At 49.4% G+C, this 24,741-nt stretch carries 20 protein-coding genes, 1 tRNA gene and 1 pseudogene; 3 read left to right on the top strand and 19 right to left on the bottom strand.

Annotated features, from left to right (window positions below):
- Nucleotides 1-164, bottom strand: a pseudogene (locus tag ABUA47_RS12520) (magnesium transporter CorA family protein); the annotation flags it as partial.
- A 269-nt stretch (nucleotides 165-433) separates the two neighbouring features.
- Between ABUA47_RS12520 and gpmI the strand changes: the two are divergent.
- Nucleotides 434-1,948: a 2,3-bisphosphoglycerate-independent phosphoglycerate mutase gene (gpmI, locus tag ABUA47_RS12515; protein WP_005834542.1), complete on the top strand. Its 1,515-nt coding sequence runs from the start codon at nucleotides 434-436 to the stop codon at nucleotides 1,946-1,948.
- 112 nt (nucleotides 1,949-2,060) lie between these two features.
- Nucleotides 2,061-2,642 carry a DUF3109 family protein gene (locus tag ABUA47_RS12510; protein WP_035447733.1) on the top strand — a complete coding sequence of 194 codons (582 nt, stop codon included), beginning with the start codon at nucleotides 2,061-2,063 and terminating at the stop codon, nucleotides 2,640-2,642.
- 129 nt (nucleotides 2,643-2,771) lie between these two features.
- On the opposite strand, the gene gyrB is transcribed toward ABUA47_RS12510, so the two are convergent.
- The 3 genes from gyrB to ABUA47_RS12495 form a co-directional block, all read right to left on the bottom strand.
- A complete protein-coding gene (gene gyrB, locus ABUA47_RS12505) occupies nucleotides 2,772-4,733 on the bottom strand; it encodes a DNA topoisomerase (ATP-hydrolyzing) subunit B (RefSeq protein WP_005830422.1) in 1,962 nt (653 codons plus the stop codon).
- 205 nt (nucleotides 4,734-4,938) lie between these two features.
- The gene (rpsT, locus tag ABUA47_RS12500; protein ID WP_005830420.1) at nucleotides 4,939-5,193 is read right to left on the bottom strand and encodes a 30S ribosomal protein S20; all 255 of its coding nucleotides are present in this window, start codon (nucleotides 5,191-5,193) and stop codon (nucleotides 4,939-4,941) included.
- Nucleotides 5,194-5,233: 40 nt separating this feature from the next.
- A tRNA-Glu gene (locus ABUA47_RS12495) sits at nucleotides 5,234-5,305 on the bottom strand.
- 287 nt (nucleotides 5,306-5,592) lie between these two features.
- On the opposite strand from ABUA47_RS12495, the gene recO reads away from it, so the two are divergent.
- On the top strand, nucleotides 5,593-6,321 hold the full coding sequence (gene recO, locus ABUA47_RS12490) for a DNA repair protein RecO (protein ID WP_005834546.1): 729 nt from the start codon (nucleotides 5,593-5,595) through the stop codon (nucleotides 6,319-6,321).
- 337 nt (nucleotides 6,322-6,658) lie between these two features.
- Here recO and ABUA47_RS12485 read toward each other — a convergent pair whose 3' ends face one another.
- The 15 genes from ABUA47_RS12485 to ABUA47_RS12415 form a co-directional block, all read right to left on the bottom strand.
- The gene (locus ABUA47_RS12485) at nucleotides 6,659-7,108 is read right to left on the bottom strand and encodes a GatB/YqeY domain-containing protein (protein ID WP_005830410.1); all 450 of its coding nucleotides are present in this window, start codon (nucleotides 7,106-7,108) and stop codon (nucleotides 6,659-6,661) included.
- Between the two features lie 69 nt (nucleotides 7,109-7,177).
- Nucleotides 7,178-8,491 (bottom strand): cell division protein FtsZ, encoded by a 1,314-nt coding sequence (gene ftsZ, locus ABUA47_RS12480; RefSeq protein ID WP_005830408.1) that lies wholly within the window; start codon nucleotides 8,489-8,491, stop codon nucleotides 7,178-7,180.
- Between the two features lie 33 nt (nucleotides 8,492-8,524).
- Nucleotides 8,525-9,958, bottom strand: coding sequence for a cell division protein FtsA (gene ftsA, locus ABUA47_RS12475; RefSeq protein ID WP_008662688.1), 1,434 nt, complete (start codon nucleotides 9,956-9,958; stop codon nucleotides 8,525-8,527).
- An 83-nt stretch (nucleotides 9,959-10,041) separates the two neighbouring features.
- Entirely contained in the window at nucleotides 10,042-10,779 is a 738-nt protein-coding gene (locus ABUA47_RS12470; protein ID WP_005830403.1) for a cell division protein FtsQ/DivIB, read from the bottom strand.
- Nucleotides 10,772-12,217: a UDP-N-acetylmuramate--L-alanine ligase gene (murC, locus tag ABUA47_RS12465; protein ID WP_005830401.1), complete on the bottom strand. Its 1,446-nt coding sequence runs from the start codon at nucleotides 12,215-12,217 to the stop codon at nucleotides 10,772-10,774. Before murC ends, ABUA47_RS12470 begins: the two co-directional genes overlap by 8 nt.
- A gap of 69 nt (nucleotides 12,218-12,286) precedes the next feature.
- Nucleotides 12,287-13,510, bottom strand: coding sequence for an undecaprenyldiphospho-muramoylpentapeptide beta-N-acetylglucosaminyltransferase (murG, locus tag ABUA47_RS12460; RefSeq protein WP_008662690.1), 1,224 nt, complete (start codon nucleotides 13,508-13,510; stop codon nucleotides 12,287-12,289).
- A gap of 99 nt (nucleotides 13,511-13,609) precedes the next feature.
- Nucleotides 13,610-14,926 carry an FtsW/RodA/SpoVE family cell cycle protein gene (locus ABUA47_RS12455; protein ID WP_005830397.1) on the bottom strand — a complete coding sequence of 439 codons (1,317 nt, stop codon included), beginning with the start codon at nucleotides 14,924-14,926 and terminating at the stop codon, nucleotides 13,610-13,612.
- A gap of 91 nt (nucleotides 14,927-15,017) precedes the next feature.
- Nucleotides 15,018-16,352 carry a UDP-N-acetylmuramoyl-L-alanine--D-glutamate ligase gene (gene murD, locus ABUA47_RS12450; protein WP_034525910.1) on the bottom strand — a complete coding sequence of 445 codons (1,335 nt, stop codon included), beginning with the start codon at nucleotides 16,350-16,352 and terminating at the stop codon, nucleotides 15,018-15,020.
- A 95-nt stretch (nucleotides 16,353-16,447) separates the two neighbouring features.
- Nucleotides 16,448-17,716 carry a phospho-N-acetylmuramoyl-pentapeptide-transferase gene (gene mraY / locus ABUA47_RS12445; RefSeq protein WP_005830392.1) on the bottom strand — a complete coding sequence of 423 codons (1,269 nt, stop codon included), beginning with the start codon at nucleotides 17,714-17,716 and terminating at the stop codon, nucleotides 16,448-16,450.
- 122 nt (nucleotides 17,717-17,838) lie between these two features.
- The gene (locus tag ABUA47_RS12440; protein ID WP_347774472.1) at nucleotides 17,839-19,287 is read right to left on the bottom strand and encodes a UDP-N-acetylmuramoyl-L-alanyl-D-glutamate--2,6-diaminopimelate ligase; all 1,449 of its coding nucleotides are present in this window, start codon (nucleotides 19,285-19,287) and stop codon (nucleotides 17,839-17,841) included.
- A gap of 45 nt (nucleotides 19,288-19,332) precedes the next feature.
- Nucleotides 19,333-21,471: a penicillin-binding protein gene (locus ABUA47_RS12435; protein WP_005830388.1), complete on the bottom strand. Its 2,139-nt coding sequence runs from the start codon at nucleotides 21,469-21,471 to the stop codon at nucleotides 19,333-19,335.
- Nucleotides 21,472-21,558: 87 nt separating this feature from the next.
- The gene (locus ABUA47_RS12430) at nucleotides 21,559-21,909 is read right to left on the bottom strand and encodes an FtsL-like putative cell division protein (RefSeq protein WP_005830386.1); all 351 of its coding nucleotides are present in this window, start codon (nucleotides 21,907-21,909) and stop codon (nucleotides 21,559-21,561) included.
- 9 nt (nucleotides 21,910-21,918) lie between these two features.
- Entirely contained in the window at nucleotides 21,919-22,839 is a 921-nt protein-coding gene (gene rsmH, locus ABUA47_RS12425; RefSeq protein ID WP_008662693.1) for a 16S rRNA (cytosine(1402)-N(4))-methyltransferase RsmH, read from the bottom strand.
- Nucleotides 22,840-22,849: 10 nt separating this feature from the next.
- On the bottom strand, nucleotides 22,850-23,326 hold the full coding sequence (gene mraZ, locus ABUA47_RS12420; RefSeq protein WP_005830382.1) for a division/cell wall cluster transcriptional repressor MraZ: 477 nt from the start codon (nucleotides 23,324-23,326) through the stop codon (nucleotides 22,850-22,852).
- Nucleotides 23,327-23,847: 521 nt separating this feature from the next.
- Nucleotides 23,848-24,741, bottom strand: an 894-nt coding sequence (locus tag ABUA47_RS12415) for a glycoside hydrolase family 125 protein (RefSeq protein ID WP_349831639.1), incomplete at its 5' end; no start/stop codon positions are given.

The following is a 24,741-nucleotide window of genomic DNA, read 5'->3' as shown; positions in this document are numbered from 1 at the left end:
TCGTCCACGTCGGCTATGTCTTCCAGGAATGATTCGGGAACTTTCAGCTCTTCGGTTAGGAATTTGAAATCATCGTTGTCCGGGCATTCTACGTTGACCCAGCAGTTGGGTTGCCATTCGGCCTTTTCAGTGAAGCCATTTTCACTGTAGAGATACTTTCTCATTGTTTGCCTCCTTTCTAGTTGGAACAGAGGCATTGCAGTCAACGTCTCCGTTCGTTTTATTGGTGAATACTATTGCACGTTCGTGGGTTTGAATCGTCCATATTTCTTGTTTTTTTATTTTTTAAGCGTGGCAAAAGTACATAAATCATTTGAAACAGTACGCTTTAACGGCTGTTTTTTGTACCTTTGCAACGCAAAAAACAGGTTCCTACTATAAAAGAACGTTTGTATCATACAAAAAGATTATACAATTAAATTCGATTAATATTATGAGTAAGAAAGCCCTTTTAATGATTCTTGATGGCTGGGGCATCGGCGATCAAGGCAAAGATGATGTGATTTTCAATACACCTACTCCGTATTGGGACAGTCTGTTGGCAACTTATCCGCATTCCGAGCTTCAAGCAAGCGGTGAAAACGTTGGTTTGCCCGACGGACAGATGGGTAATTCTGAAGTAGGTCACCTCAATATCGGTGCCGGACGCATCGTTTACCAGGATTTGGTGAAGATTAACCGTGCTTGTGCCGATGGCAGCATTCTGAAGAACAAGGAAATTGTTTCTGCTTTCTCATATGCAAAGGAAAACGGCAAGAATATCCACTTTATGGGACTGACCAGCAACGGTGGCGTGCACAGCTCTTTTGACCATTTGTTCAAACTCTGCGATATTTCCAAGGAATACGGTATCGAGAATACCTTCATCCACTGTTTTATGGACGGTCGTGATACCGACCCGAAGAGTGGTAAAGGTTTCATTGAGCAGTTGACTGCTCATTGCGAGAAGTCTGCCGGCAAGATTGCTTCCATCGTGGGACGTTTCTATGCCATGGACCGCGACAAACGTTGGGAACGTGTGAAGGTTGCCTACGATTTGTTGGTAAACGGTGAAGGCAAGGTTGCTACGGATATGGTCCAGGCTATGCAGGAGTCCTACGACGAAGGCGTTACGGATGAATTCATTAAGCCGATTGTGAACGGTGGCTTCGACGGTACCATCAAGGAAGGTGATGTTGTAATCTTCTTCAACTACCGCAATGACCGTGCCAAGGAATTGACCGTTGTCCTCACCCAGCAAGATATGCCCGAACAAGGCATGCAGACTATTCCGGGCCTGCAGTTCTACTGCATGACTCCGTACGATGCCAGCTTCAAGGGTGTGCATATCCTTTTTGATAAGGAGAACGTACAGAATACCTTGGGCGAATACCTTGCTGCCAATGGCAAGACCCAGCTGCACATTGCCGAAACAGAGAAGTATGCACACGTGACTTTCTTCTTCAACGGTGGCCGCGAGACTCCTTACGATGCTGAAGAGCGCATCCTGGTTCCTTCTCCGAAGGTTGCCACTTACGACTTGAAGCCCGAAATGAGTGCGTACGAGGTGAAGGACAAGTTGGTTGAAGCTATCAAGACCCAGAAGTTCGATTTCATCGTGGTGAACTACGCCAATGGTGATATGGTGGGACATACCGGTATCTACGAAGCTATTGAGAAGGCAGTGAAAGCCATCGACGAATGTGTGAAAGATACTGTTGAAGCTGCCAAGGCAAACGATTATGAAGTAATCATCATCGCCGACCACGGTAATGCCGACCACGCTCTGAATGAGGATGGTACTCCGAATACTGCCCACTCTCTGAATCCCGTTCCTTTCGTTTACGTTACTGCAAACAAGGACGCCAAGGTTGAGAACGGTGTATTGGCTGACGTAGCTCCTTCTATTCTGCATATCTTGGGTATGGAGCAGCCGGCTGAAATGACTGGTAAGGATTTGATTAAGTAAGGCGTCAAGGCCGTAACAATATTTAGACGCGGATTATACGGATTCCACGGATGCTCTTAAAGTTGAGTCTGTGCAATCCGGATAATCCGCGTCTTTTTTTAATAGAATGATTATGATACAGATTGGTGATGTTGTGGTTTCTTTCGATGTCTTGCGCGAGAAGTTCTTGTGTGACTTGGGTGTTTGCCAGGGGATTTGCTGCATTGAGGGCGATGCCGGTGCTCCCGTGGAGCTGGACGAGGTGGAGAAACTGGAAGAGGTACTTCCGCTGATTTGGGACGAGCTTTCTCCCGAAGCCCGCGCTGTGATAGAGGAGCAAGGTGTTGTCTATACCGATTGTGAAGGTGACCTGGTGACTTCTATTGTGAACAACAAGGATTGCGTCTTTACCTGCTATGATGATAAAGGCTGTTGCTATTGCGCCATCGAAAAGGCTTATCGTGAAGGTAGGACCAACTTCTACAAACCCATATCCTGTCATCTCTATCCGATAAGGGTGGGGAACTACGGACTCTATAAGGCAGTGAACTATCATCGTTGGGATGTCTGCAAAGCCGCTATGTTGTTGGGACAAAAGGAAAATCTGCCCGTGTACAAGTTCCTGAAAGAGCCGCTTATCCGTAAGTTTGGTGAGGACTGGTATGCAGAGTTGGAATTGGTAGTGGAAGAGATGAAGAAACAAGGAATCCTATAGTTCTTCTGTATGGAGACGGGTCTCTTCTTTGGAAGAGAAGAGGGATAAAGGAAAAGCCCCGGTCAGCAGGATTATCCTGCCCGTCCGGGGCTTCCTCGTTGTAAGATGTGAGGTTGGTTATTAAATTAATTAAGCGTCAATATTTGCATACGTTGCATTCTTTTCGATGAAATCGCGGCGCGGGCCCACGTCTTCGCCCATCAGCATGGAGAAGATATAGTCGGCTTCGGCCGCATTTTCAAGATGCACCTGCTTCAGCATGCGGTTTTCCGGATTCATGGTGGTTTCCCACAACTGTTCCGGGTTCATTTCACCCAAACCTTTGTAGCGTTGGGTGTGTACTGCGTTTTCCGAACCGCCGCCGTAAGTGTCGATGAACTTCTGGCGCTGCTGGTCTGTCCAGCAATACTCTTTCGCCTTGCCTTTGGTGCAAAGGTAAAGGGGAGGAGTGGCGATGTACAAGCAACCCTGCTGGATGACTTGTGGGAAGTAACGGAAGAAAAGCGTCATAATCAGCGTGTCGATGTGAGAACCATCGACGTCGGCATCGGTCATGATGATAATCTTCTTGTAACGCAACTTGTCAATGTTCGCTTCTTTGCTGTCTTCACCGTCCACGCCGAAACGGATGCCCAGCGCCTGGATGATATTGTTTACTTCGTCGCTCTCGAATGCCTTGTGCCACATGGCCTTTTCCACATTCAGAATCTTACCGCGAAGCGGCAGGATAGCTTGGAACGCACGGTTACGGCCTTGCTTTGCTGAACCGCCTGCCGAGTCACCCTCGACGAGGAACAATTCGCATTCTTCCGGGTCCTTGCTGGAGCAGTCGGCCAACTTACCGGGCATGCCACCGCCGGACATCGGCGATTTGCGTTGTACGGATTCGCGTGCCTTACGTGCGGCGATACGTGCCTGGGCGGCAAGAATCACCTTGTCTACAATCAGCTTGGCTTCCTTCGGGTGTTCCTCCAAGTAGTAGGTGAGGGCCTCGCCCACAGCCTGGTCTACGGCGCCCATCACTTCGTTGTTACCCAGCTTTGTCTTGGTCTGTCCTTCGAACTGAGGCTCTGCCACCTTGATGGAGATAACGGCAGTCAGTCCTTCACGGAAGTCGTCTCCTGCAATCTCTACCTTGGCTTTCTCCAGCATCTTGTTGTCTTCGGCGTATTTTTTCAACGTACGGGTCAGTGCACGGCGGAAACCTGCCAAGTGGGTACCCCCTTCAATGGTATTGATGTTGTTTACGTAAGAGTGCACATTTTCGTTATAAGAAGTGTTGTACATGATGGCTACTTCCACCGGTGTGCCTTGCTTCTCGGTGTTGATGTAGATTACATCGTTCATGAAGTGCTCGCGTGAGGAGTCTACGTAGCGCACAAATTCCTTCAGGCCTTCTTCCGAGTAGAAGATTTCCTTCTTGGCATTTCCCTCTTCGTCCTTTACGCGAAGGTCGGTCAGTGAAATCTTGATGCCTGCGTTCAGGTAAGCCAACTCGCGCATGCGGGTGGCAAGAATATCATAGTTGTAGACTGTTTCCGTAAAGATGGTATCGTCCGGCCAGAACTGCTGGCGTGTACCGGTAATGTCTGTTGTGCCCACTTCCTTGACGGAGTAGAGCGGATGTCCGCAGGAATATTCCTGCTGATAGATTTTTCCGTTACGGAAAACCTGGGTAGTCATGTGTGTAGACAAGGCGTTTACGCAAGATACACCTACACCATGCAGACCTCCCGATACCTTGTAGGAACCTTTGTCGAACTTACCTCCGGCATGCAGTACGGTCATTACAACTTCCAGTGCGGATTTCTTTTCCTTTTCGTGATAGTCTACCGGGATACCACGTCCGTTGTCTTGTACGGTGATGGAGTTGTCCTCGTTAATGGTGACTTCGATGTGGTCGCAATAGCCGGCAAGTGCCTCGTCGATGGAGTTGTCCACAACCTCGTACACCAGGTGGTGAAGTCCTTTGCTGCTAATGTCGCCAATATACATCGCGGGACGCTTTCTCACTGCTTCCAAACCTTCCAGTACCTGGATGTTTTCGGCAGAATAGCTCCCGTTATTGGAGTGAATCTGTTCTTCAGTCATAATCTTTTTTCCTTATTGTAATAACAGAGCAAATATAGTGAAAATCCTCGGGATATGGTGCTAAACAAACGGATAAATTCGGGTAGTTTACAGCTTTTTAGCACAGAAAAGAAACTTGTGTGGAAGCAGGTAAATAGAGAGGTATAAATGAGAAAGGCCGGACTAAAAAGTCCAGCCTTGTAATATCTTTTGTGTAACAGTCAACTTAAGCCAGCTTGTTGATATAGATAGCCAATTTTGACTTCAGGTTGTTAGCCTTGTTCTTGTGGATTACATTAGTCTTAGCCAATTTATCCAACAGTTTTGTGATACCCGGATACATCGCTGTTGCTGCAGCTTTGTCTGTAGTAGCACGAAGCTTACGAACAGCGTTTCTCATGGTCTTGCCATAATATCTGTTGTGAAGTCTTCTTGTTTCTTCTTGTCTGATTCTCTTCAGTGATGATTTATGATTTGCCATCTCGACTAATCTTTTTTAATTCGTTTATTTTTTTATTTTGTAGCCCGTGGGGGAATCGAACCCCCCTTTCAAGAATGAAAATCTTGCGTCCTAACCGATAGACGAACGGGCCATCCTTTGGTGAGCGTTTCCGCTCTTGCAAAGAGCCTTTATTTCTCGTTTGCGGATGCAAAGGTAGAAACTATTTTTGAATTACCAAAACATTCGCAAGAAAAAATATAGCTTTTTGTTGCTTTTTGTCTTAGGGTGGAATTTTATCTGCTGAAAATCAGTGTGGTATGTGCTTTTATTTTTTTACACTCCTTACCTTATTTTTTTATTCTTCTCCTTTTGTTTCTCTTCTTTCGGGCTTTTTTTGTAGCTTTGTTATCAGATTGAAACCAGATAAAGAAATCGGGAATGTTACAGAAAACACTGGGAATTGTGCTGCATACCTTGAAATATAAGGATACATCTCTCATTGCAGACATCTATACGGAGGTGGCTGGCAGGGCTTCCTTCATGGTGTCCATACCCCGTTCGCGCAAGGCGGCGGTGAAGCCGGTACTCTTCCAGCCGCTGGCATTGGTGGAACTTGAAGCCGATTTCCGTCCTAATGCCACTATATATAAGGTGAAGGAGGCGAAGTCTCTTTATCCTTTCGCCACGCTTCCCTACGATCCCTACAAATCTGCCATCGCTTTGTTTCTTTCGGAATTCCTTTATCGCGCCGTCCGGGAGGAGGCAGAGAACCGTCCGCTGTTTGCTTATCTGTATCATTCCGTCATCTGGCTGGATGAATGCAGGGAGGGGTTTGCCAATTTCCATCTGGTCTTCCTGATGCGCCTTTCCCGTTTTCTCGGTTTGTATCCCAACCTGGAGGATTATCATGCCGGAGATTACTTCGATTTGCAGAATGCTTGTTTCACTCCCTTGCGTCCGCAGCTTCATTCCAATTACATCGCTCCCGAGGAGGCGGCCCGCCTGACACAGCTGATGCGCATGAATTATGAAACGATGCATCTTTTCACCATGAACCGGTTGGAGCGTACCCGCTGCCTGAACATTATGAATGAATATTATCGTCTGCATCTGCCGGATTTCCCGGTATTGAAATCACTTGAGGTATTGAAGGAGCTTTTTGATTGATTATCGTCGATGTAACGGCCCAATAAGTGTGCGCTGCCTTTATTATAGGAGTAGGGAGTTTTACTTACTGCTGTAAGGGTCGTTACGATAAGCTGTAACGGTCGTTACAATATAGGGTAACGACCGTTTCAATATAGGGTAACCGTCGTTACATCATTAGGTAACGGCTTTTACATCTTATGGTAAACGGTCGGTAAATATAATGCGTTGATAGATAGTGTATAATCTCTTGTGGGGGAGGATATGGATTGGTATGTAAAAAGCCGTGTTCAACAGACTTTGGACGCTGAGTCCCTCTGTTGAAGCACGGCTTATATGATAGGGGAAGTGTATTTCTTTATCCCAGCAACTCTTTTACTTTGGCTGAGATGGCGCGGCCTTCGGCAAGTCCGGCAAGTTTCTTACTGGCTACACCCATCACCTTGCCCATGTCCTTGCCGCTGGTGGCGCCGACTTCGGCTATGATTTCCTTCAAGGCTGCCTCCAGTTCTTCGGCGCTCATCTGCTTGGGCAGATAGGTTTCAAGCACCTTTACTTGTGCCAGCTCATCGTCTGCCAAGTCCTGGCGACCTTGCTGTACATAGATTTCAGCGGCGTCTTTGCCTTGCTTGGTCAGTTTTTGGATAATCTTCAAAGCATCTGCATCGCTCAGGGTATCGTTGGCTCCGGGAGCGGTTTTGGCTTCAAGGAATACTTTCTTTACGTTTCTCAATGTTTCGAGAGCCACTTTGTCTTTGGCTTTCATGGCTGTTTTAATGTCTTCGCTGACTTTTTCAAATAAATCCATATTGTTATAGGTTTACTCCTGTTCCCCCGAAGGGGAGGAGGATGGTTTTACATATCGGGAACGGAAAAATCAGAAGGTGATGACTCCCCCTGCACCGCCTTCTGCCTCTTGCGCGGCTTCGGTGGCGAGCTGCCCTTCCTGCTCTGCCTTCATCTTGATGCTGTTCAGCGTGCTTTTGTCACGCAGATAGGTCGGAGAATTCTCTACCATGCTGATGATGTCGGCGTTGTCCATGTCTTCGGGATTGAAGAGATAGATATGGCGACGGCGGCTGCGCTGGGAACGGGCATTGGCATCCTTGCCATAGTACACTTCGCGGCGGTTTCGTCTCTGTTCCTCTTCCTCCTCCAGCTCGGCAAGGCGTTGCTGTTCTTCGGCGGTACGCTGGGTGATGCGGTCGTCCATCTCCTTCATGTGGATGTCCTGGATACCGAAACCGGTGGCAAGCAGGGTGATTTTCACTTTCTGTTCCAGCTTGTCGTCAATGGCCATACCGAATTTGGTTTCGAAGTCGCGGCTGAAACGGTTCATGAACTCCTTCACCTCGTCCATCTCGCTCATCATCAGCTTGTATTGTGCACTGTAAGAGATGTTGAGGAGTACTTTCTTGGAGTTGAAGATGTCGTTGTTGTTCAGCAACGGCGAGTGCTGCGCGTTCTTGATGGCTTCGCTGACACGGTTGTCACCTTCGCCGTAGCCGGTACTCATGATGGCTACGCCGCCGTCCTTCAGCACTGTTTTCACGTCGTTGAAGTCGAGGTTCACCTTTCCATGCAGGGTGATGATTTCGGCAATACTCTTGGCGGCTACCGAAAGGGTGTCGTCGGCCTTGTCAAACGCGTCGTCTACGGATAGCTCGCTGTATATCTCGCTCAGCTTTTCATTGTTGATGACCAGCAGGGCATCTACGTGCTTGCTGATTTCCTCTACGCCATCCAGTGCCTGGTCTATCTTCTTGTCGCCCTCCCAGCGGAAAGGGATGGTGACGATGCCGATGGTCAGGATGTCCATTTCCTTGGCGGTTTGTGCAATGATGGGTGCGGCACCCGTACCGGTACCACCGCCCATTCCGGCAGTGATGAATACCATCTTGGTGCCGTCGTTCAGCATATTCTTGATGTCTTCGATGCTCTCTTCTGCTGCCTTGCGGGCACGGGCAGGGCGGTTTCCGGCTCCCAGGCCTTCTTTTCCAAGCTGTAACTTCACGGGCACGGGAGAGTCCTTCAACGCTTGGTTGTCTGTGTTGCACAGTACGAACGTCACGTCGTGTATACCTTCCCGGTACATATGGTTCACGGCATTGCCGCCACCTCCACCTACACCGATTACTTTAATGATTTTCGGTGAATCGGTCGGGAAATCGAATTGTACTATATCTTCCATAATAACTTAATTTTCTGGCACATTATCACATTATTACTTCATATCGTCGTCCGAGAAGATTTCGTTGGAAAGCTTGTTGAAAGTCTTTTCGAACCAGCTGGGGCCTTCTTTCTTTTTCTTCTTCTTTTCTTCCTTTTCGCGCAGTTCCCTTTCTTTGCGCTCACGCTCCTTGCGTTCTTTCTCTTCCTTCTCGCGCTGTGCCTTGGCGGCGCGTGCGGCGGCTTCCTGCTCTTTCAGCGCTTCGTCGTCAACGAATATGTCGACCGGTTTGGGAGGAACATTGGAGGCAGGCTGCTGCACCGGCTTCACCTCTTGCAGGCAGCAATTCTCGTTGCCGGCAGCCAGCAGGCCCAGCAGTGTGTTGTGCATGCCGTCCTTCTTGGGCTCGTCGCTGCGTGTGTGGACGGTGGTCTGTACGAACTTGGCGGTCTTTACCTTTTCAATCTTGCTTACTCTATGGAAGGCTTTCTCAAGATTCTTCAGATTGGCTCCTCCACCGGTGAATACAACACCGGAGAAAAGTTTGTCCTCGTAGCCGGAAAGTTGCAACTGGTTCCATACGTTGGCAAGAATTTCTTCTGCACGTGCTCCGATAATATTGTTCAGCAGGGCCAGTTCGAAGGTACGGCCGTCTTCCGACGTGCATACGGCAGGGGTCTCGGCGTCTTCTTCCTCCTCGTAGAGGGCATCACCGTATTGCAGTTTCAGCTTCTCGGCATCTTCCTCTTCCATTTGCAGGGAAGTGATGTCGTGGGTAATGTTGTTTCCACCCAGCGGCAGTACGCTGAGGTAGCGCAGGATATTGTTCTTATAGACCAGCACGGTGGTGGTGTCGGCACCGAAGTCCACCAGTGCACAGCCTGAACGCATCTCGTTTTCGGTCAGCACGGCTTTGGCCAACGCAGTGGGAGCCACGAGCAGGTCGTCGGCAATTTCCACTTTGGCTTGCTCGAAGCTGTGTTCGAGGTTCTTCTTCAGCGAGGCACGCGCCACGATGTTGAGGAACTGCCCGGTGATGTATCTTCCGGCAACTCCTACGGGCTCCACATGCAGCGTGTTGTCTATCTTGTATTCTTGCGGGGCTACATCCAGCACACTCATGTCTACCAAGGGTACATCACGGTTCTCGTCGCAAATCTCGTCTACCAGTTCTTGCGAAATGATGCTCTCTTCCTCCAGCGTACGGCTTACCGCATTCCTCACCGTGCGCAATGATTGTCCGCCGATGCCTACATATACTTTGGCGATGGAGTTGTTCAACTGGCCTTCCAGCTTGTTGATGATGGAAGTCAGCGCTTGTGCGGCCTTGTCAATGTTGTAGATGGCCCCTTTGTGTATAAACGGGGATGCATCTTCGCGTGCATAAGCCAACACCTGGATACTTCCGTCACTGCTCTTCTTTCCTGCGATACCGGAAATCTTGGAAGAACTCAACTCGATAGCGGCGATGAAATCTGTTGTTGCCATATCTATTTATTTACTATTTTACTATTTACAATTTACTATTTGCTGCGCTTTGATAAAGAAGGACTATTAGTAAATCCCTTTCTCTACTCTCTCTTTGTGCAGATGATTTGATTATCAAATTCAACGCTGATACGGGAGTATTTGTTCCAACCCACCTGGTTCAATCCTCTTTCGTAGAATGCCTTTACACGTTTCAGCTTCTTCTCGAATCCGGCAATCTTGCCTAAATAGATAAGATGGTCGCCGACACGGGGCACTAACTCGATGTTCTTGCCGGGCAATACGTGAATTTGCTCTATCTGTGCATTCCAAAAAGAATTCTTTTGCAAAAATACACCAAACTTATATAAATCCCTCATGGCAAACGACTTTTCTACATTTCCGGTTACAACGGCGAGGTGTGCAACGCACTTTGCATCGGGGGGCATCACGGTACCTTTGTTGTCCAGATAGTAGTTTTCGCCGTTGGCGCTCATCACGCGCAGGATGGGGGTGCGCTGGGTCACTTCGATGCAGAGCTTGCCGCTCGGGGTTTTGTAGCACTCCACCTGGTCGATGAGGGGATGCTTGGCAAGTTCGCGCTCCAAGGTCTTGGTACGCACGCGTTCCAGGTCTTTCCCAATGGGGCTGATGCCTTTCTTTTCCAGCAGGGTAGCTACTTCCTTCTTCGTGATGAAGCCGGCATATACCGTGTCTTTTATCACCAGTTCCACGTCTTGGCACACCTGCGAGGTGGGCTTGCGGTTGAAAGCTGTGACAGCCACTACCAGGTAAGCAATGACAAGCAACAGAACGATAGAAAGTAGAATCCTTTTAACCATGATATTTTTCTGATAATAGTTGGGTGATTTGGGGCGCATAGTTGTCCAGGTCTCCGGCTCCCAGCACTACCAATACTTCGGTGTGCTTTTGGGCGAGGAGGCTGAGGACGTCTTCTTTCCTACAGATGCATTTCTCGATGCCGGGGCGGAGGTTGTCATAAATCAGCTGACTCGTCACGCCGGGAATCGGTTGCTCGCGGGCAGGGTATATCTCTGTCAGAATCACCTCGTCGGATAGGGAAAGGCTGTCTGCAAAGTCACGGTAGAAGTCGCGAGTACGGGTGTACAAGTGGGGCTGGAAGATGACGGTTATCTTCTTGTCTTGGTACAACTCGCGGACGGACTTCACGCTTTGGGCTATTTCCGCCGGATGGTGGGCATAGTCGCTGAGAAATACAATCCGGTCATTCTTCAGCTTGAAGTCGAAACGGCGGTCCACTCCGCGGAAGCTTGCCATGCCTTGCTTGATTTCTTCGTCGGTGGCACCGCTGAGATGGGCGAGTGCCATGGCGGCAACACCATTCTCGATGTTGATGCTGACGGGAACACCCAACTGAATATCGTTGATGCGGGTGTCAGGCGCCACGAAGTCGATGAAGATTTCACCGTTTCCGATGCGGATATTCTCGGCATGGAAGTCGCCTTCGTTGCGCGAGTAGGTATAGGTGGTGACGCCCGGTTGTACGTCGGCTTGCATTTCCAGTCCTTTGTGCAGAATCAAGGCGCCGCCCGGCTGGATAAGCGTGGTGTAGTGGCGGAAGCTTTCGAGATAGGCTTCTTTGGTGCCGTATATATCCAGGTGGTCGGGGTCGGTGGCAGTAATGACACTCATCCAGGGCGATAGCCAGTGGAAGGAGCGGTCGAACTCATCCGCTTCGATAACGGTATAAGGGCTGGTGGCGGAAAGCAGCAGATTCGTACCGTAGTTCTTCGAAATGCCTCCGAGGAAGGCGGTGCAGCCCACGTGTGACTGGTGCAGCAGGTGGGCAGCCATGGTGCTGGTGGTAGTCTTGCCATGCGTACCTGCCACGCACAGACCTTTACTGCTGCGGGTGATGATGCCCAATACTTGGGAGCGCTTATGTATGTCGAAACCGTTTTCACGGAAATAGGTCAGTTCTGCATGCTCTTGCGGCACGGCGGGGGTATAGACCACGAGCGTGCTTGCCTTGTCTTTGCACTCCTCCGGAATAAGGTTGATATCCTCTTCGTAGTGTATCTGTGCTCCTTCCGTAATCAGACGTTCTGTCAGTTCGCTCGACGTACGGTCGTAGCCCGCTACTGTCTTTCCTTTAGAGAGGAAATAGCGTATCAGAGCGCTCATGCCGATGCCGCCGGCACCGACGAAATAAACGGAGCGAATGGCTTCAAGCCTCACCCCCTGCCCCTCCCCCGTAGGGAGGGGAGATGAGTTACTATTGCTTATATTTTTATTCATATTCAAATTTTTTCTTCAAACTCTTCTTCCAAAAGTATGATATTATAAAAAGAACGATAGCAGTACTATCTATTCCCCCCTCCCTACGGGGGAGGGACAAGGGGAGAGGCTCTTCAATACCTCCTTCGCAATAATTGTCGCCGAGTCCGGCAACGCTAGCTTGGCGATATTCTTGCTCAAGTCTTGCAGCTTCTCGGGGTTAGCGATTGTCTCCAACGCCACCGGCAGCAGCTTCTCTTTCGCTTCCACATCCTTCACATAGATAGCTGCATCCTTATCCACCAGCGCCAGCGCATTCTTGGTCTGATGGTCTTCGGCCACATTGGGTGAGGGAACCAGGATGACCGGCTTGTGCAGCAGGCAGAACTCGGAGATGGAACCGGCTCCGGCACGTGAAATCACCAGATCGGCAGCGGCATAGGCGTTTGCCATATCCTTAATGAAGTCCGTCACATACAGATTCGGAATGGCACTGATATGCGGGTTACGTACGGCTTCTCCCGTAGTGGCTGTAATGGCTTCTCTGACTTGGTCAATGTATATCTTGCCAGTCTGCCAGATAAACTGTACGTCGGGGTGGGTACGAATGATATCCAGGCCGGCGGTCAGTGTCTGGTTGATGGTACGCGCTCCAAGACTACCGCCCAGAATGAGGATAGTCTTCTTTTCCGGGTTCAATCCGAAGTACTTTACGGCGTCTGCGTGCAGGATGGAATGTCCGAGCAGGTTCTGGCGCACCGGATTACCTGTCATGATTATCTTTTCTGCCGGGAAGAACTTTTCCATGCCTTCGTAGGCCACGCAAATCTTGCATGCCTTCTGTGCCAGCAGCTTGTTGGTGACACCGGCGTAGGAATTCTGTTCCTGTATCAGCGTGGGAATACCCATCATGCCCGCCATTTTCAGCGTAGGACCACTGGCATAGCCACCTACACCGACGGCTACTTGCGGGCGGAACTCCTTGATGATGCTCCGTGCTTTCCACTGGCTTCGTATCAGTTTCAGCAGTACGGAGAAGTTCTTCCACAGATGTTTGCGGTCGAATCCGGCAACGGGTAAACCTATAATCCGGTAACCGGCATCTGGAACACGCTGCATTTCCATTCTTCCTTCGGCACCTACGAAGAGAATCTCCGCGTCGGGACACAACTCTTTTATGGCGTTAGCGATGGAGATGGCCGGAAAGATATGTCCTCCGGTACCGCCGCCGCTGATGATAAGCCTCACCCCCTTCCCCGTAGGGAGAGGGGTAGAGTTACTTTTGGTTGTATAGTTGTTCGCCTCTTTACTCATATTCTTGTTCTTTTTTATTTTTGTATTATTGGCATGCTCTCCATTACTCAATTATTCTTTTCTCCCCTCCCTACGGGGGAGGGGTTGGGGGAGAGGCTGTTATTCAAACTCCGCATCACTGTTCAGTACCTTTGCTGTCGGCTCAGCGGCTGTCTGTGCTTCGCTGTCGGCAGGTTGTTCCGGGTGCTCGGCATTTCCGGCATCTATCAGCATCGGCACTTGCGCATCATGCATCCGCTGTTCCTCCAGCTTGGCTGTATAGCGGCTGACACTCAGTATCATGCCGATGTAGGCACAGTTGATGAAAGTGGATGTACCACCCTTGCTGATGAGTGGAAGCGGTTGTCCCGTGACGGGTGCCAGACCTACGGCAACCATCATGTTGAACAGCGCCTGCGTGACGAGCAGCAAGGCTATTCCGGTAATGAGGAAAGCGGGGAAAGTGCGGTCGCATTTTTTGGCGATACGGCCCACTCGCACCAATAGGCAGACATAAAGGAACACAACGACTATTCCGCCTACCAGTCCCAGTTCCTCGATGATGATGGCATAGATGAAATCGGAGAATGCCTGGCTCAGAAAGTCACGCTGTACGGAGTTTCCCGGACCCTTGCCTACAACGTTGCTCGTAGCTACGGCAATACGGGCATGTGCCACTTGCCCGTCGCCGTCGATGTCGAATTTGGCGGCAGGAACTTCCTCCTTGTTGGTAAAGTCTGCAATACGGGATTTTACAGTGGTGAAGCGGTGCCCCATCGGTATATTTTCCAATGTCTTGTCTGGCGTGGCCAGCAGGAAGGCGACAAAGACTGTTACGAATGCCACAATTCCTCCTCCCAGTATCAGCAGTTTCCTGGCAGATACCCGTCCGATGAACATCATCAGGTAGACCGTTCCGAAGAGCAGCATTCCCGTCGAGTAGTTTTCTGGCAGGATAAGGCCACAGACAATGCAGGTAATAATCATGATGCGCTTAAAGGCTTTCGGACTTGCACCGTCTTCATCCTGCCCTTTCGAGAGGATAAAGGCGGTAACGATGACAACGGCCATCTTCGCTATTTCTGACGGCTGGAACTGAATGCCCATGAAGGTCATCCAGCGGGCTGCGCCGTTTACGCGGTCGCCGGTAATGAATCCCATCAGCATCACAAAAGCCAGCAGTCCGATGGATATCGGAAGCAGGAATACCGGGAACACCTGAAACCATTTATAGGGGATGTTGTGTACCAGTACTACAATGACGGCGCCTACCATCAGGAGGATGCTGTGCTGCGTAATCGGTCCCCAGTGGTCGCCACTCTTGTAGGTCAGCGTACTGGCAGCACTGAATACCTCTGTGATGGAGATGAGGCAAAGGAAAAGGAAAATAATCCAAATCACTTTATCGCCTTTGAATATGCTCTTTAATAAATCCAATGCTTCGCAAATTAAAAATTAATAATTAAAGAATTAAAAGTTGCCATTCTTGTTACGGGATGCGTAATAGGACTGTTGCGGCATCCGTATCTTATAGTGTTCTGACACATGCTTTGAACTGATTGCCGCGGTCCTCATAGCTCTTGAAGAGGTCGAAGGAGGCACAGCAAGGACTGAGCAACACGGTTTCACCTTTCTTTGCCAGCTTGAAGGCTGCTTCTACGGCATCCTGCATGCCGGTCTGCACGTCGGCTACGGGCAGTCCCAGACGGTCGAAGAAGGCGTGCAACTTTTCGTTGTGCAAACCCAAATAGACCAGGGCAGAGCACTTTTCGCGTACGAGGTCTTCGATTTCCGTGTAATCGTTTCCTTTGTCTTTACCGCCGAGGATAAGTACGGTTTTGCCGGTCATGCTTTGTAGGGCATACCAGCAGGAGTTTACGTTCGTAGCCTTGGAATCGTTGATGAAGCTCACGCCGCGTACGGTGGCTACTTTCTCCAACCGGTGTTCCACTCCCTTGAAGTCGGACAAGGCTTTGCGGATATATTCTTTCCGGATGCCGGCCAAATTGGCCGAGATGCCGGCGGCTAACGAATTGTATAGGTTGTGTGTGCCGTGCAGCGCCAGCTCCTCTTGCTCCATATTGAAGGCTATCGGTTCGTTGATTTCCACTTCACCGTCTTCCACGTATGCGATGGCCCCGTCTTCCTTCACGGCAGCGAACGGGTAGAGATGGGCGCGCAGGCCATGCTTGTCTAATTCGCGCTTGATGATGGGGTCGTCGTTCCAGAAGATAAAAGCGTCTTCCGGTGTCTGGTTTTGGGTGATGCGGAATTTGGCGTCCACATATTTCTGCATACAGTGGTCGTAACGGTCCAAGTGGTCTGGTGTGATGTTCATCAGTACGGCAATGTTGGCACGGAAGTTATACATATTGTCCAGCTGGAAGGAACTCAGCTCAATGACATAGTAATCATGCTGCTCCGTGGCTACCTGCAAGGCCAGACTGTTGCCGATGTTGCCGGCGAGGCCGACGTTCAGGCCTGCGCTCTTGAAGATGTGATAAATGAGCGAGGTGGTTGTAGTCTTTCCGTTCGAGCCGGTGATACAGACCATCTTTGCGTCAGTGTACCGTCCCGCAAACTCTATCTCAGAGATGATGGGCGTACCTTTTTCCTTTAATTTCATAATGAGCGGTGCGTCGTTGGGGATACCGGGACTTTTCACCACTTCGTCAGCATTCAGAATCAACTCTTCTGTGTGGTGTCCCTCTTCCCAGGCAATGCCGTATTTATCCAGCAGTTCCTTGTATTTGTCTTTGATGGCGGACATGTCGGAGACGAACGTGTCGAATCCTTTCACTTTGGCCAGTACGGCAGCGCCTGCGCCGCTTTCGCCAGCTCCTAATACTACAATTCTCATAATGTACTAATATGATTAATGTGCCAATGTGCTAATGAGCTGCGCTGTCGTGCCGCATGGCAATTAGCACATTGGCACATTAGCATATTGAATAATTATTATCTAATCTTTAATGTTATAATCGTTATCGCTGCCAATACAATCGTCACAATCCAGAAGCGGATGGTGATTTTGGATTCGTGGAACAGCTTGTCCGGTTTGGTGAATACTACGCTGCATCCCGGCTCTATCAGGCTCATGGAAGTGCGGAAGTGGTCGTGTATCGGTGTTCTTTTGAAGAGACGTTGTTTCACGCCTTTCCGCTTGCCTGCCTTGTAGTAGAGGCGTTGCAGGATGACCGAAAGGTTCTCCACCAGGAAGATACCGCAAAGGATGGGTATCAGCAGTTCCTTGTGAATAATGATGGCGTATACTGCGATGATTCCTCCAATGGTCAGACTGCCCGTATCGCCCATGAATACCTGGGCCGGATAGGCATTGTACCACAAGAAGCCGATAAGTGCACCGATGAAGGCACAGATAAAGATTACCAGTTCTTCCGAGCCGGGAATGTACATGATATTCAGGTAGCCGGCATATTCAATGTGGCTCGATACGTAGGCGAGTATTCCCAAGGTCAGTCCGATAATGGCAGAGTTCCCTGCCGCCATTCCGTCCATTCCGTCATTTAGGTTGGCTCCGTTGCTGACGGCGGTAACTACGAAAATCGTGATAATCACAAACAGTATCCAACCTGCTGTCTGGGCATGTTCACCCATGAAGCCCACTAGGTCGGCATAGTCGAAGTTGTTGCTCTTGAAGAATGGGATGGTGGTCTGTGTTGCCTTGATTTCCTTGGCGGCATGCACCACTTCTATCTGTCCGTCCGGTTTCTCTATTTCTATGTTCTCGCGGATAACCACCTGCGGACTGAGGTAGAGAGTCAGTCCGACGATAAGTCCCAAGCCTACCTGACCGATGATTTTGAACTTACCGTGCAGGCCTTCCTTGTCCTTCTTGAATATCTTGATGTAGTCGTCGGCAAAGCCCAGCGACCCCAGCCAGATTGTGGTAATCAGCATCAATATCATATAAATATTGCTCAATTTGCCCAGTAGTAGGCAAGGAATGAGTATGGCAAAAATAATGATGACACCGCCCATGCTGGGTACTCCCACCTTGTTTACGCCGAACGGGTCGATGCTGGCATCACGTTGCGTTTCAGTAATCTGCTTGCGTTTCAGTAGATTGATGAACTTATCTCCCCAGATACTCGAAATGAGCAATGCCAGAATGATTGCCATCAACGAACGGAAGGATGTATAGCCAAACATGCCCGCACCGGGGAAGTCATATTTGTCTAACCATTGAAATAAATAGTATAACATGATGTTAATTATTTAATTGTTTAATGTGCTAATGTGCCAATATGCTAATTGATAGTCTGGTATATCTGCTGGTAAAGGAATGAATATCCTACATGACGCATGGCGATTAGCACATTGGCATATTAGCACATTATCTCATTTAATATCTCTTTGTCGTCAAAATGGTGTTTCACGCCTTTAATCTCCTGATAATTCTCATGCCCCTTGCCTGCAACGAGAATCACGTCTCCCGGCTGTGCCAGCATGCAGGCTGTCTTGATGGCTTCGCGGCGGTCGGTGATGCTGATGGTTTTCTGCATGTCGTCTTTATCCAGTCCCGCCAGCATGTCGTTGATGATGTCCTGCGGCTCTTCAAAGCGCGGGTTATCGGAGGTGATGATGACCCGGTCGCTCAAGCGGGCGGATTCTTTGGCCATGATGGGACGCTTGCCTTTGTCGCGGTTGCCGCCGGCGCCCACAACGGTAATCACTTTCCCTTTTCCTTCCAGCACTCCGTGAATGGCGTTCAATACATTGACCAGGGCGTCTGGAGTATGCGCATAGTCCACAATGGCGGTGTAGCCTTTCGGTGAACGGATGGCATCGAAGCGGCCGGTTACCGGATGCAGCGTGCTGAGGGCAACCAGTACATCCTCTTCTTTCTTGCCAAGCAATATGGCAGTACCGAATACCGCCAGCAGGTTGTAGGCATTGAACTTTCCGATGAAACGTACTGCCAGTTCGTGATTGTTGAAGTCGAGCAACATTCCCTCGAAATGAGACTCCAAGACTTTGCCTTTGAAGTCGCTAAGACTACGCAAAGAGTAGGTGTATACCTTCGAACGGGTATTCTGCGTCATCACAAGTCCGTTCTTGTCATCCAGGTTGGTCAGGCTGAAAGCTCCTTTTGGCAGTTCGTCGAAGAACTTTTTCTTGGCTTTGAGGTAGTTCTCCACCGTTTTATGATAATCCAGATGGTCGCGGGTCAGATTAGTGAAAATACCGCCGGCAAACTTCAGACCGCTGATGCGCTTTTGGGCAATGGAATGGGAACTGACTTCCATGAAGGCATACTTGCAGCCGGAATCTGCCATTTCTCCGAGCAGGCGGTTCAGGGTTATCGGGTCCGGGGTGGTGTGTTCGGTCGGTACGGGCAGGTCGTCGATGTAATTGCATACAGTGGAAACCAGTCCGACCTTGTAGCCGAAATAGCGGAAAGTATTATATAATAAGGTGGCAACGGTTGTTTTTCCGTTGGTTCCGGTCACGCCGATGAGTTCCATCTTGGATGTAGGGTCGCCATAGAAAGTGGTAGCCACTTTCCCTACGGCATCTTCACTGTCTTTCACCTGAATGTAGGTGATGCCGGCCTTAAGCTCTTCCGGCAATTCTTCACACAATACTGCAACAGCCCCTTTATCGATGGCAGCCGGAATATAGGCATGCCCGTCGGTCTGCGTACCACGCATGGCCATGAACAGATGTCCGGTTCCTATCAGGCGGGAATCTATATTCACCCCCGTTATCTCCATGCTTGTACTTCCGGTAATCCGGACCGGCTGTATTGTTTGCAACAAATCACTTAATCTCATACCTTATTATATATAGTGTATATCCAAATCTTGTTTATTCTCATGTTAACGTAGTGTCAGGGCTATGGTTTGTCCTTTCACTATCCGGCTACCGCTTGCTATGGACTGGTTCCTCACCCGTCCTACGCCGTTTAGCCTTACTTTCAGTCCTTTACTCTCTAAAAGGTAGACAGCATCTTTCGCTCCCATACCTACCACGCTGGGCACGGTGCCCGAGGCCGGTTCCTGGTCTTGCAGGATGACTGCCGACGGAGCTGCTTGTGTATGCCCCCACTGTTCCTTTTTCTTTTGTCCGGCGAACTGTTTCTGAACGGGCACTTTCAAATCATTCAGTACAAGGAGTGCTTCGTTCATCTCTCCGGCTTTCACGGGAGGAATCACATTGGTGGTACTGTCTATGGCACTGCGTATGTCAAAACGCAGGTCTTTGGCATAAACTCTTTCTGCTATTTTCCCAAAGACACTACCTGCCATCAGACCGCCTGAAGCTGGTAACCCAGGCTTCTGAATGGAAACGATGCAACTGTATTTGGGTGCTTCCGAGGGGAAATATCCGCAGAAACTTACAAGGTAATTCACCCGTCCCGACTTATATCCGGCGGCTCCTTGTGAAATCTGTGCCGTACCCGTCTTGCCCGATACGGAGAATTGCTTGCTGCCGGCGGGTTTTGCCAGACCTTGCGATACCACTTTCCGAAGGATTTCGCGGATCTGTGTCAGGGTATGGTCGGAACATATCTTGGGATTGATTACTTCCGTAGGATATTCTTTCACTACCTCACCGTCCTTTACCGCTGCTTTCACAAACTTGGGGCGTACCATGACCCCGTTGTTGGCTATGGCATTGTAGAAGGTCAGTATGTTCATAGGAGGTACCTGAGTCTCGTAGCCGATACTCATCCACGGCAAAGTCGTTTTGGCAAAATAACGCTCTTTGGGTCCTTTGATGTTGGGCTTCCCTTCACCGGGTATTTGCAGATGAAGCGGCTGGTCGATGCTCATGCGCTTCAAACCGTCCACGAACTTCTGCGGATTATCCTTGTAGTGCTTGTCGATGAGGTAGGAGACGCCCACATTGGAAGAAACTTCCAGAATACGTGTCACATCTATCTTTCCATAACCTCCCCGGTGCCAGTTGTGGTCTCTCATCTTGCTGCCGTACATATTCATAATACCGTTGCCCGTGTCTACCTCGGTATCCGGGGTTATCTTGCCATCTTCCAGTGCAACCATAATGGAGGCTGTCTTGAAGGTGGAGCCCGGTTCCAACATATCGCTGATGGCATTACTGTTCATTTCGTAGTAATTGCCGTCTCCGGCTTTCATCATGTTGACAATGGCCTTTACTTCTCCGGTAGCCACTTCCATCAGTACGGCTACCCCGACATTGGCATTGATTTCCTTCAACTTGTCTACCAGGGCTTTTTCGCAGATGTCCTGCATGCCTACGTCGAGGGTGGATATGATGTCACAACCGTCTACCGGGGGAAGGTCTACGATATTCAGGTATTTATTCATCACCTTCTGACGGTGGGTAATACCGTTCCGTCCTTTCAGCAGGGTGTCGAAGGCCAGTTCAATGCCGTTACGGGCTCCCATGGCTGTATCGGCATAGAGACGGCCCAGGGTTTGGGCTGCCAAAGAACCGAACGGCTTTTTACGCTGGTTGTATATCTGTTCGTGGAACCCGCCTCTGTACTTGTTCATCTTGAATACGGGTAACCGCTTGGCTTCCTTATACTGAATGTAAGAGATGCGCCGGTTGCGGTTGGGAAGAATGTTGTAGTTCCGGCTCTTCATCTCCCGCCCCTTGCGCAGATGGCTTTTGAAGGTGGCGGCACTGATGTCCGGAAAAATCTGATGAAGCCCGATACAGATGGAATCGAAATTGGCTTTCCAGATAGAATCCTTGCGCTGCTGGTCCTTTTTGCGGCGCTTCTCGTCCCTTTCGCCGGACATGAAGTCCATATATATTTTATATTCCGGCAGCGAACTTGCCATCAGTTTGCCATCCGAGGACAGGATATTTCCCCGGTTGGGCTTCACCGTTACATTCTCTTTTACGAAGCGGTCGGCTACATCGTGCCAGTACTGTCGCTCGGCAAACATAATCATGGCGCCTTTCACAACAATAGCTATCCCCACCAACCCCATGAGTAGGACGACGAAGAAGTAACGGGTCATTATGTTTTTTTTATTTACAGCCAATGTTATTTACGATTTAACGATTTACGATGTACTATTGAAATTACTTTAATCCTCAATTCTCCATTATTTTAGTAAGTACGGTGGATTAGTGGAAGTCTGCAAATCGCTTTCTTTGGTGGCGATGTATTCCTCGATGCGTGATTGGCGGCTCCGCTCCATCAATTCCGAACTGCGTGTCAGGGCATCGTACTTGATGTCTATCAGCTCTTTTTTAAGATTGTCTATCTCTATCAGTTGCAGTTGGCATTCGTAACGGTTGTTGATGTAAATAATGATAAGCACCATGATAAGGAACAACAATCCGGCTTGGCGGCGGAAGAAGTCTGTGGCCAGAATGTCGCCTCCGATGATGTTCTTCAGTGAGGTGCGTTTTTTCACCTTTTCCGTATTCTTTTCTTCTTGCTTCTTTTCCATTGCTAGTCACTAATCATTCATTACTCTTTCTGCAATTCTCAGCTTGGCGCTGCGCGAACGCGGATTGCGCTCTATCTCTTCCTCGTCCGGTACAATCACTTTGTTGTTGACTAGCCGGAACGGGGTCAATACGTTCCCGAAAAAATCTTTTTCGGCCTTGCCTTCCACGTTGCCGGTTTTCATGATATTCTTCACCATACGGTCTTCCAGGGAGTGATAGGTTATCACCACCAGGCGGCCTCCCGGCTTTAGCGCTTCTGTTGCCGCATACAGCATTTCTTTCAGTGCTTCCATTTCCTGGTTTACCTCAATGCGCAATGCTTGGAATACTTTTGCCAGTTCTTTCTTCTCGCGTTCGCGGCCGAAGAGTGGCTTGACGATTTCCAGAAATTCGCCGATGGTGGCAATTCTCTGCGTAGCCCGTGCCTTAACGATGACAGATGCCAGTTTCCGGCTGTTCTTCAGTTCGCCGTACAGATAAAAAATATCGGCCAGCTTTTCTTCTTCGTAGGTATTCACGATGTCGGCAGCGGTCAGGCCGGCACGCTTGTTCATACGCATATCCAGTGCCCCGTCGAAGCGGAAGGAGAATCCCCGTTCGCTGTCATCAAAGTGATGGGAAGATACGCCGAGGTCGGCAAGTATGGCATCCACTTTTTCGATGCCGTGATAGCGTAGGAAGTTGTGCAGGTAGCGGAAGTTGCTGCGTACGAATGTAAAATGCGGGTTGTTCACAATGTTACGTTCCGCATCCTCGTCCTGGTCGAAGCTCAGCAGCCGGCCGCCGTCTTCCAGGCGGGACAGTATCTCGCGCGAATGTCCTCCTCCACCAAACGTTACGTCTACATACGTGCCGTCCGGACGGATGTTCATTGCATCTACGCTCGGCATCAGCAATACGGGGATGTGATATGTTGTTTCTTCTTTCATCATCTGTTGTTTATAGCTTATTTTCGTTACAACAAATATTTTCGTCTCCCAGCAGTTCTTCAAGAGCCTCGCTGAACTCGTCGGGGTTCATGAATGGTTGGTCGGCACGTTCCTTAGCCCAGATTTCTATTGTGTTGTCCACACCAATGAAGCGGACATCACTTTGTATACCCGCCATTTGCAGGTAACGTTTTGGGAGCAGGATGCGTCCGTTCCCGTCAGGGGTCATGACTTCCGCGTCACTTACGAACTGGCGGAAAATCATTTGTTGTTTGGCGTTCCATTTATTCAGCCGGCAGCGAAGTTGGTTTTGAGTGGCAAACCATACACTTTCCGGGTAGAGCACCAGGCAATCCTGATACACGTCCTTACGCAACACGAGTCTTTCTTCAGAAGCGGCTTGCAGCTGTTTCCGGAAGGTGGCCGGGATGAAAACTCTTCCTTTTGCATCCGCCTTAGCCTCGATATTACCTAAAAATTGTATCATTTCTCACCTTATTATAATAAGCGACGGTAAAAATACACATTTCCCCACAATTCCCCACAATCTTTTAACTAAAATCTTAGGAAGAAGTTTTCAACACCTTGTTGATAGCTTATTCATTTGATAATGAAGCTGCTTTTGAAACGCTTTGCTGGTGGGGGATTCGTGTAGTCTCTTTTGAAAAGATTCGGTTGAGGATGACGGTCTTTGGTTTGAAAGTCGCTTGTTGGTGGAATGGTGTCTTGGGTGGGAAACTTCTTTCCCAGCTTTGCGGATATCTAAACCAAGACTTGGTTTCTCTATCCCCAGGCTTGGTTTGGAAAAACCAAAGTTTGGGATAAAGCTCTTTCTTAACTCTTTCTTGTTTTAGTATTAACTTCTGAAACTTTTTTTGTTAACTTCCCGTCTATTTTGTGAACGTTACTACTTACCGGAAGATGATGGGAGGGAGGAGTGATAATATTCCCCCTGGAGTGGTTGATTATTACATTCATCCACAGAATCCAGGGGGGATAAATGTTTTTTTACTGTATGCTGTTCAGCAAGTCTAGCTTGCCCTCGTTCACCAGTTTTAGAATGAGTTCGCCAAACAATGTGTTTTGCCATGCAAACCAGGCGCGGGTGAACTTGGCGGGATTGTCTTTGTGGAAAGACTCGTGCATAAAGCCGGTTCCGGCTTCTGTATCCATCAACATCTTCACGCAAGTTTTAATCTCTTCATCGTTCTGGCTTGTGAAGGCTTTCATCATGATGCTCATCGGCCAAATCATGTCGTAGCCGATGTGCGGACCTCCAATGCCTTCGCCTGCCGTACCTTTGAAGAAGTATGGGTTATCCTCGCTCCATACGAAACGACGGGTGTTCTGGTAAATAGGATCGTTGATGTCCACATCGCCCAGATAGGGCAGTGCGATAAGGCTCGGTACATTGGCGTCGTCCATCAGAAGGTGGTTGCCGAAACCGTCTACCTCGAAGGCATAGATGGTGCCGTATTTGGGATGGTTGTAGGTAGCGTATTTTCGTAGGGCGGTTTCTACTTCTCCGGCCAGGTCGGTACATTCTTTTGCAAGCTCCGGGCGGTTATTGACTTCAGTCAGAATCTCGGCTGCCTTACGCAGCGAAGATACGGCGAAGAAGTTGGAGGGTATCAGGAATTGGAAGGTGGTGGCGTCATCGGAAGGGCGGAAAGAAGATGCAATCAGTCCGACCGGTTTCACCGGATTGCCCCAGCCGTCGTTGGTCATCGTGTCCAGTGCGCGTTCAGTTACCCGCTGGAAATGGTAGGAACCGCGTCCGTCACGGCGCTGTTGGTCGCGGAAGGTGGTCAGGATGTTTTGGATTGCTTTTATCCACTCGGCATCGAAGATGCTTGTATCACCGGTCGTTTTCCAGTAATGGTAGGCAAGGCGTAGCGGATA

It is taken from the genome of Bacteroides sp. RTP31139st1_H2_RTP31139_211217 (assembly GCF_040227615.1).
Classification (GTDB): Bacteria; Bacteroidota; Bacteroidia; order Bacteroidales; family Bacteroidaceae; genus Bacteroides; species Bacteroides uniformis.
This window is presented reverse-complemented; position numbering and strand designations above follow the sequence as displayed.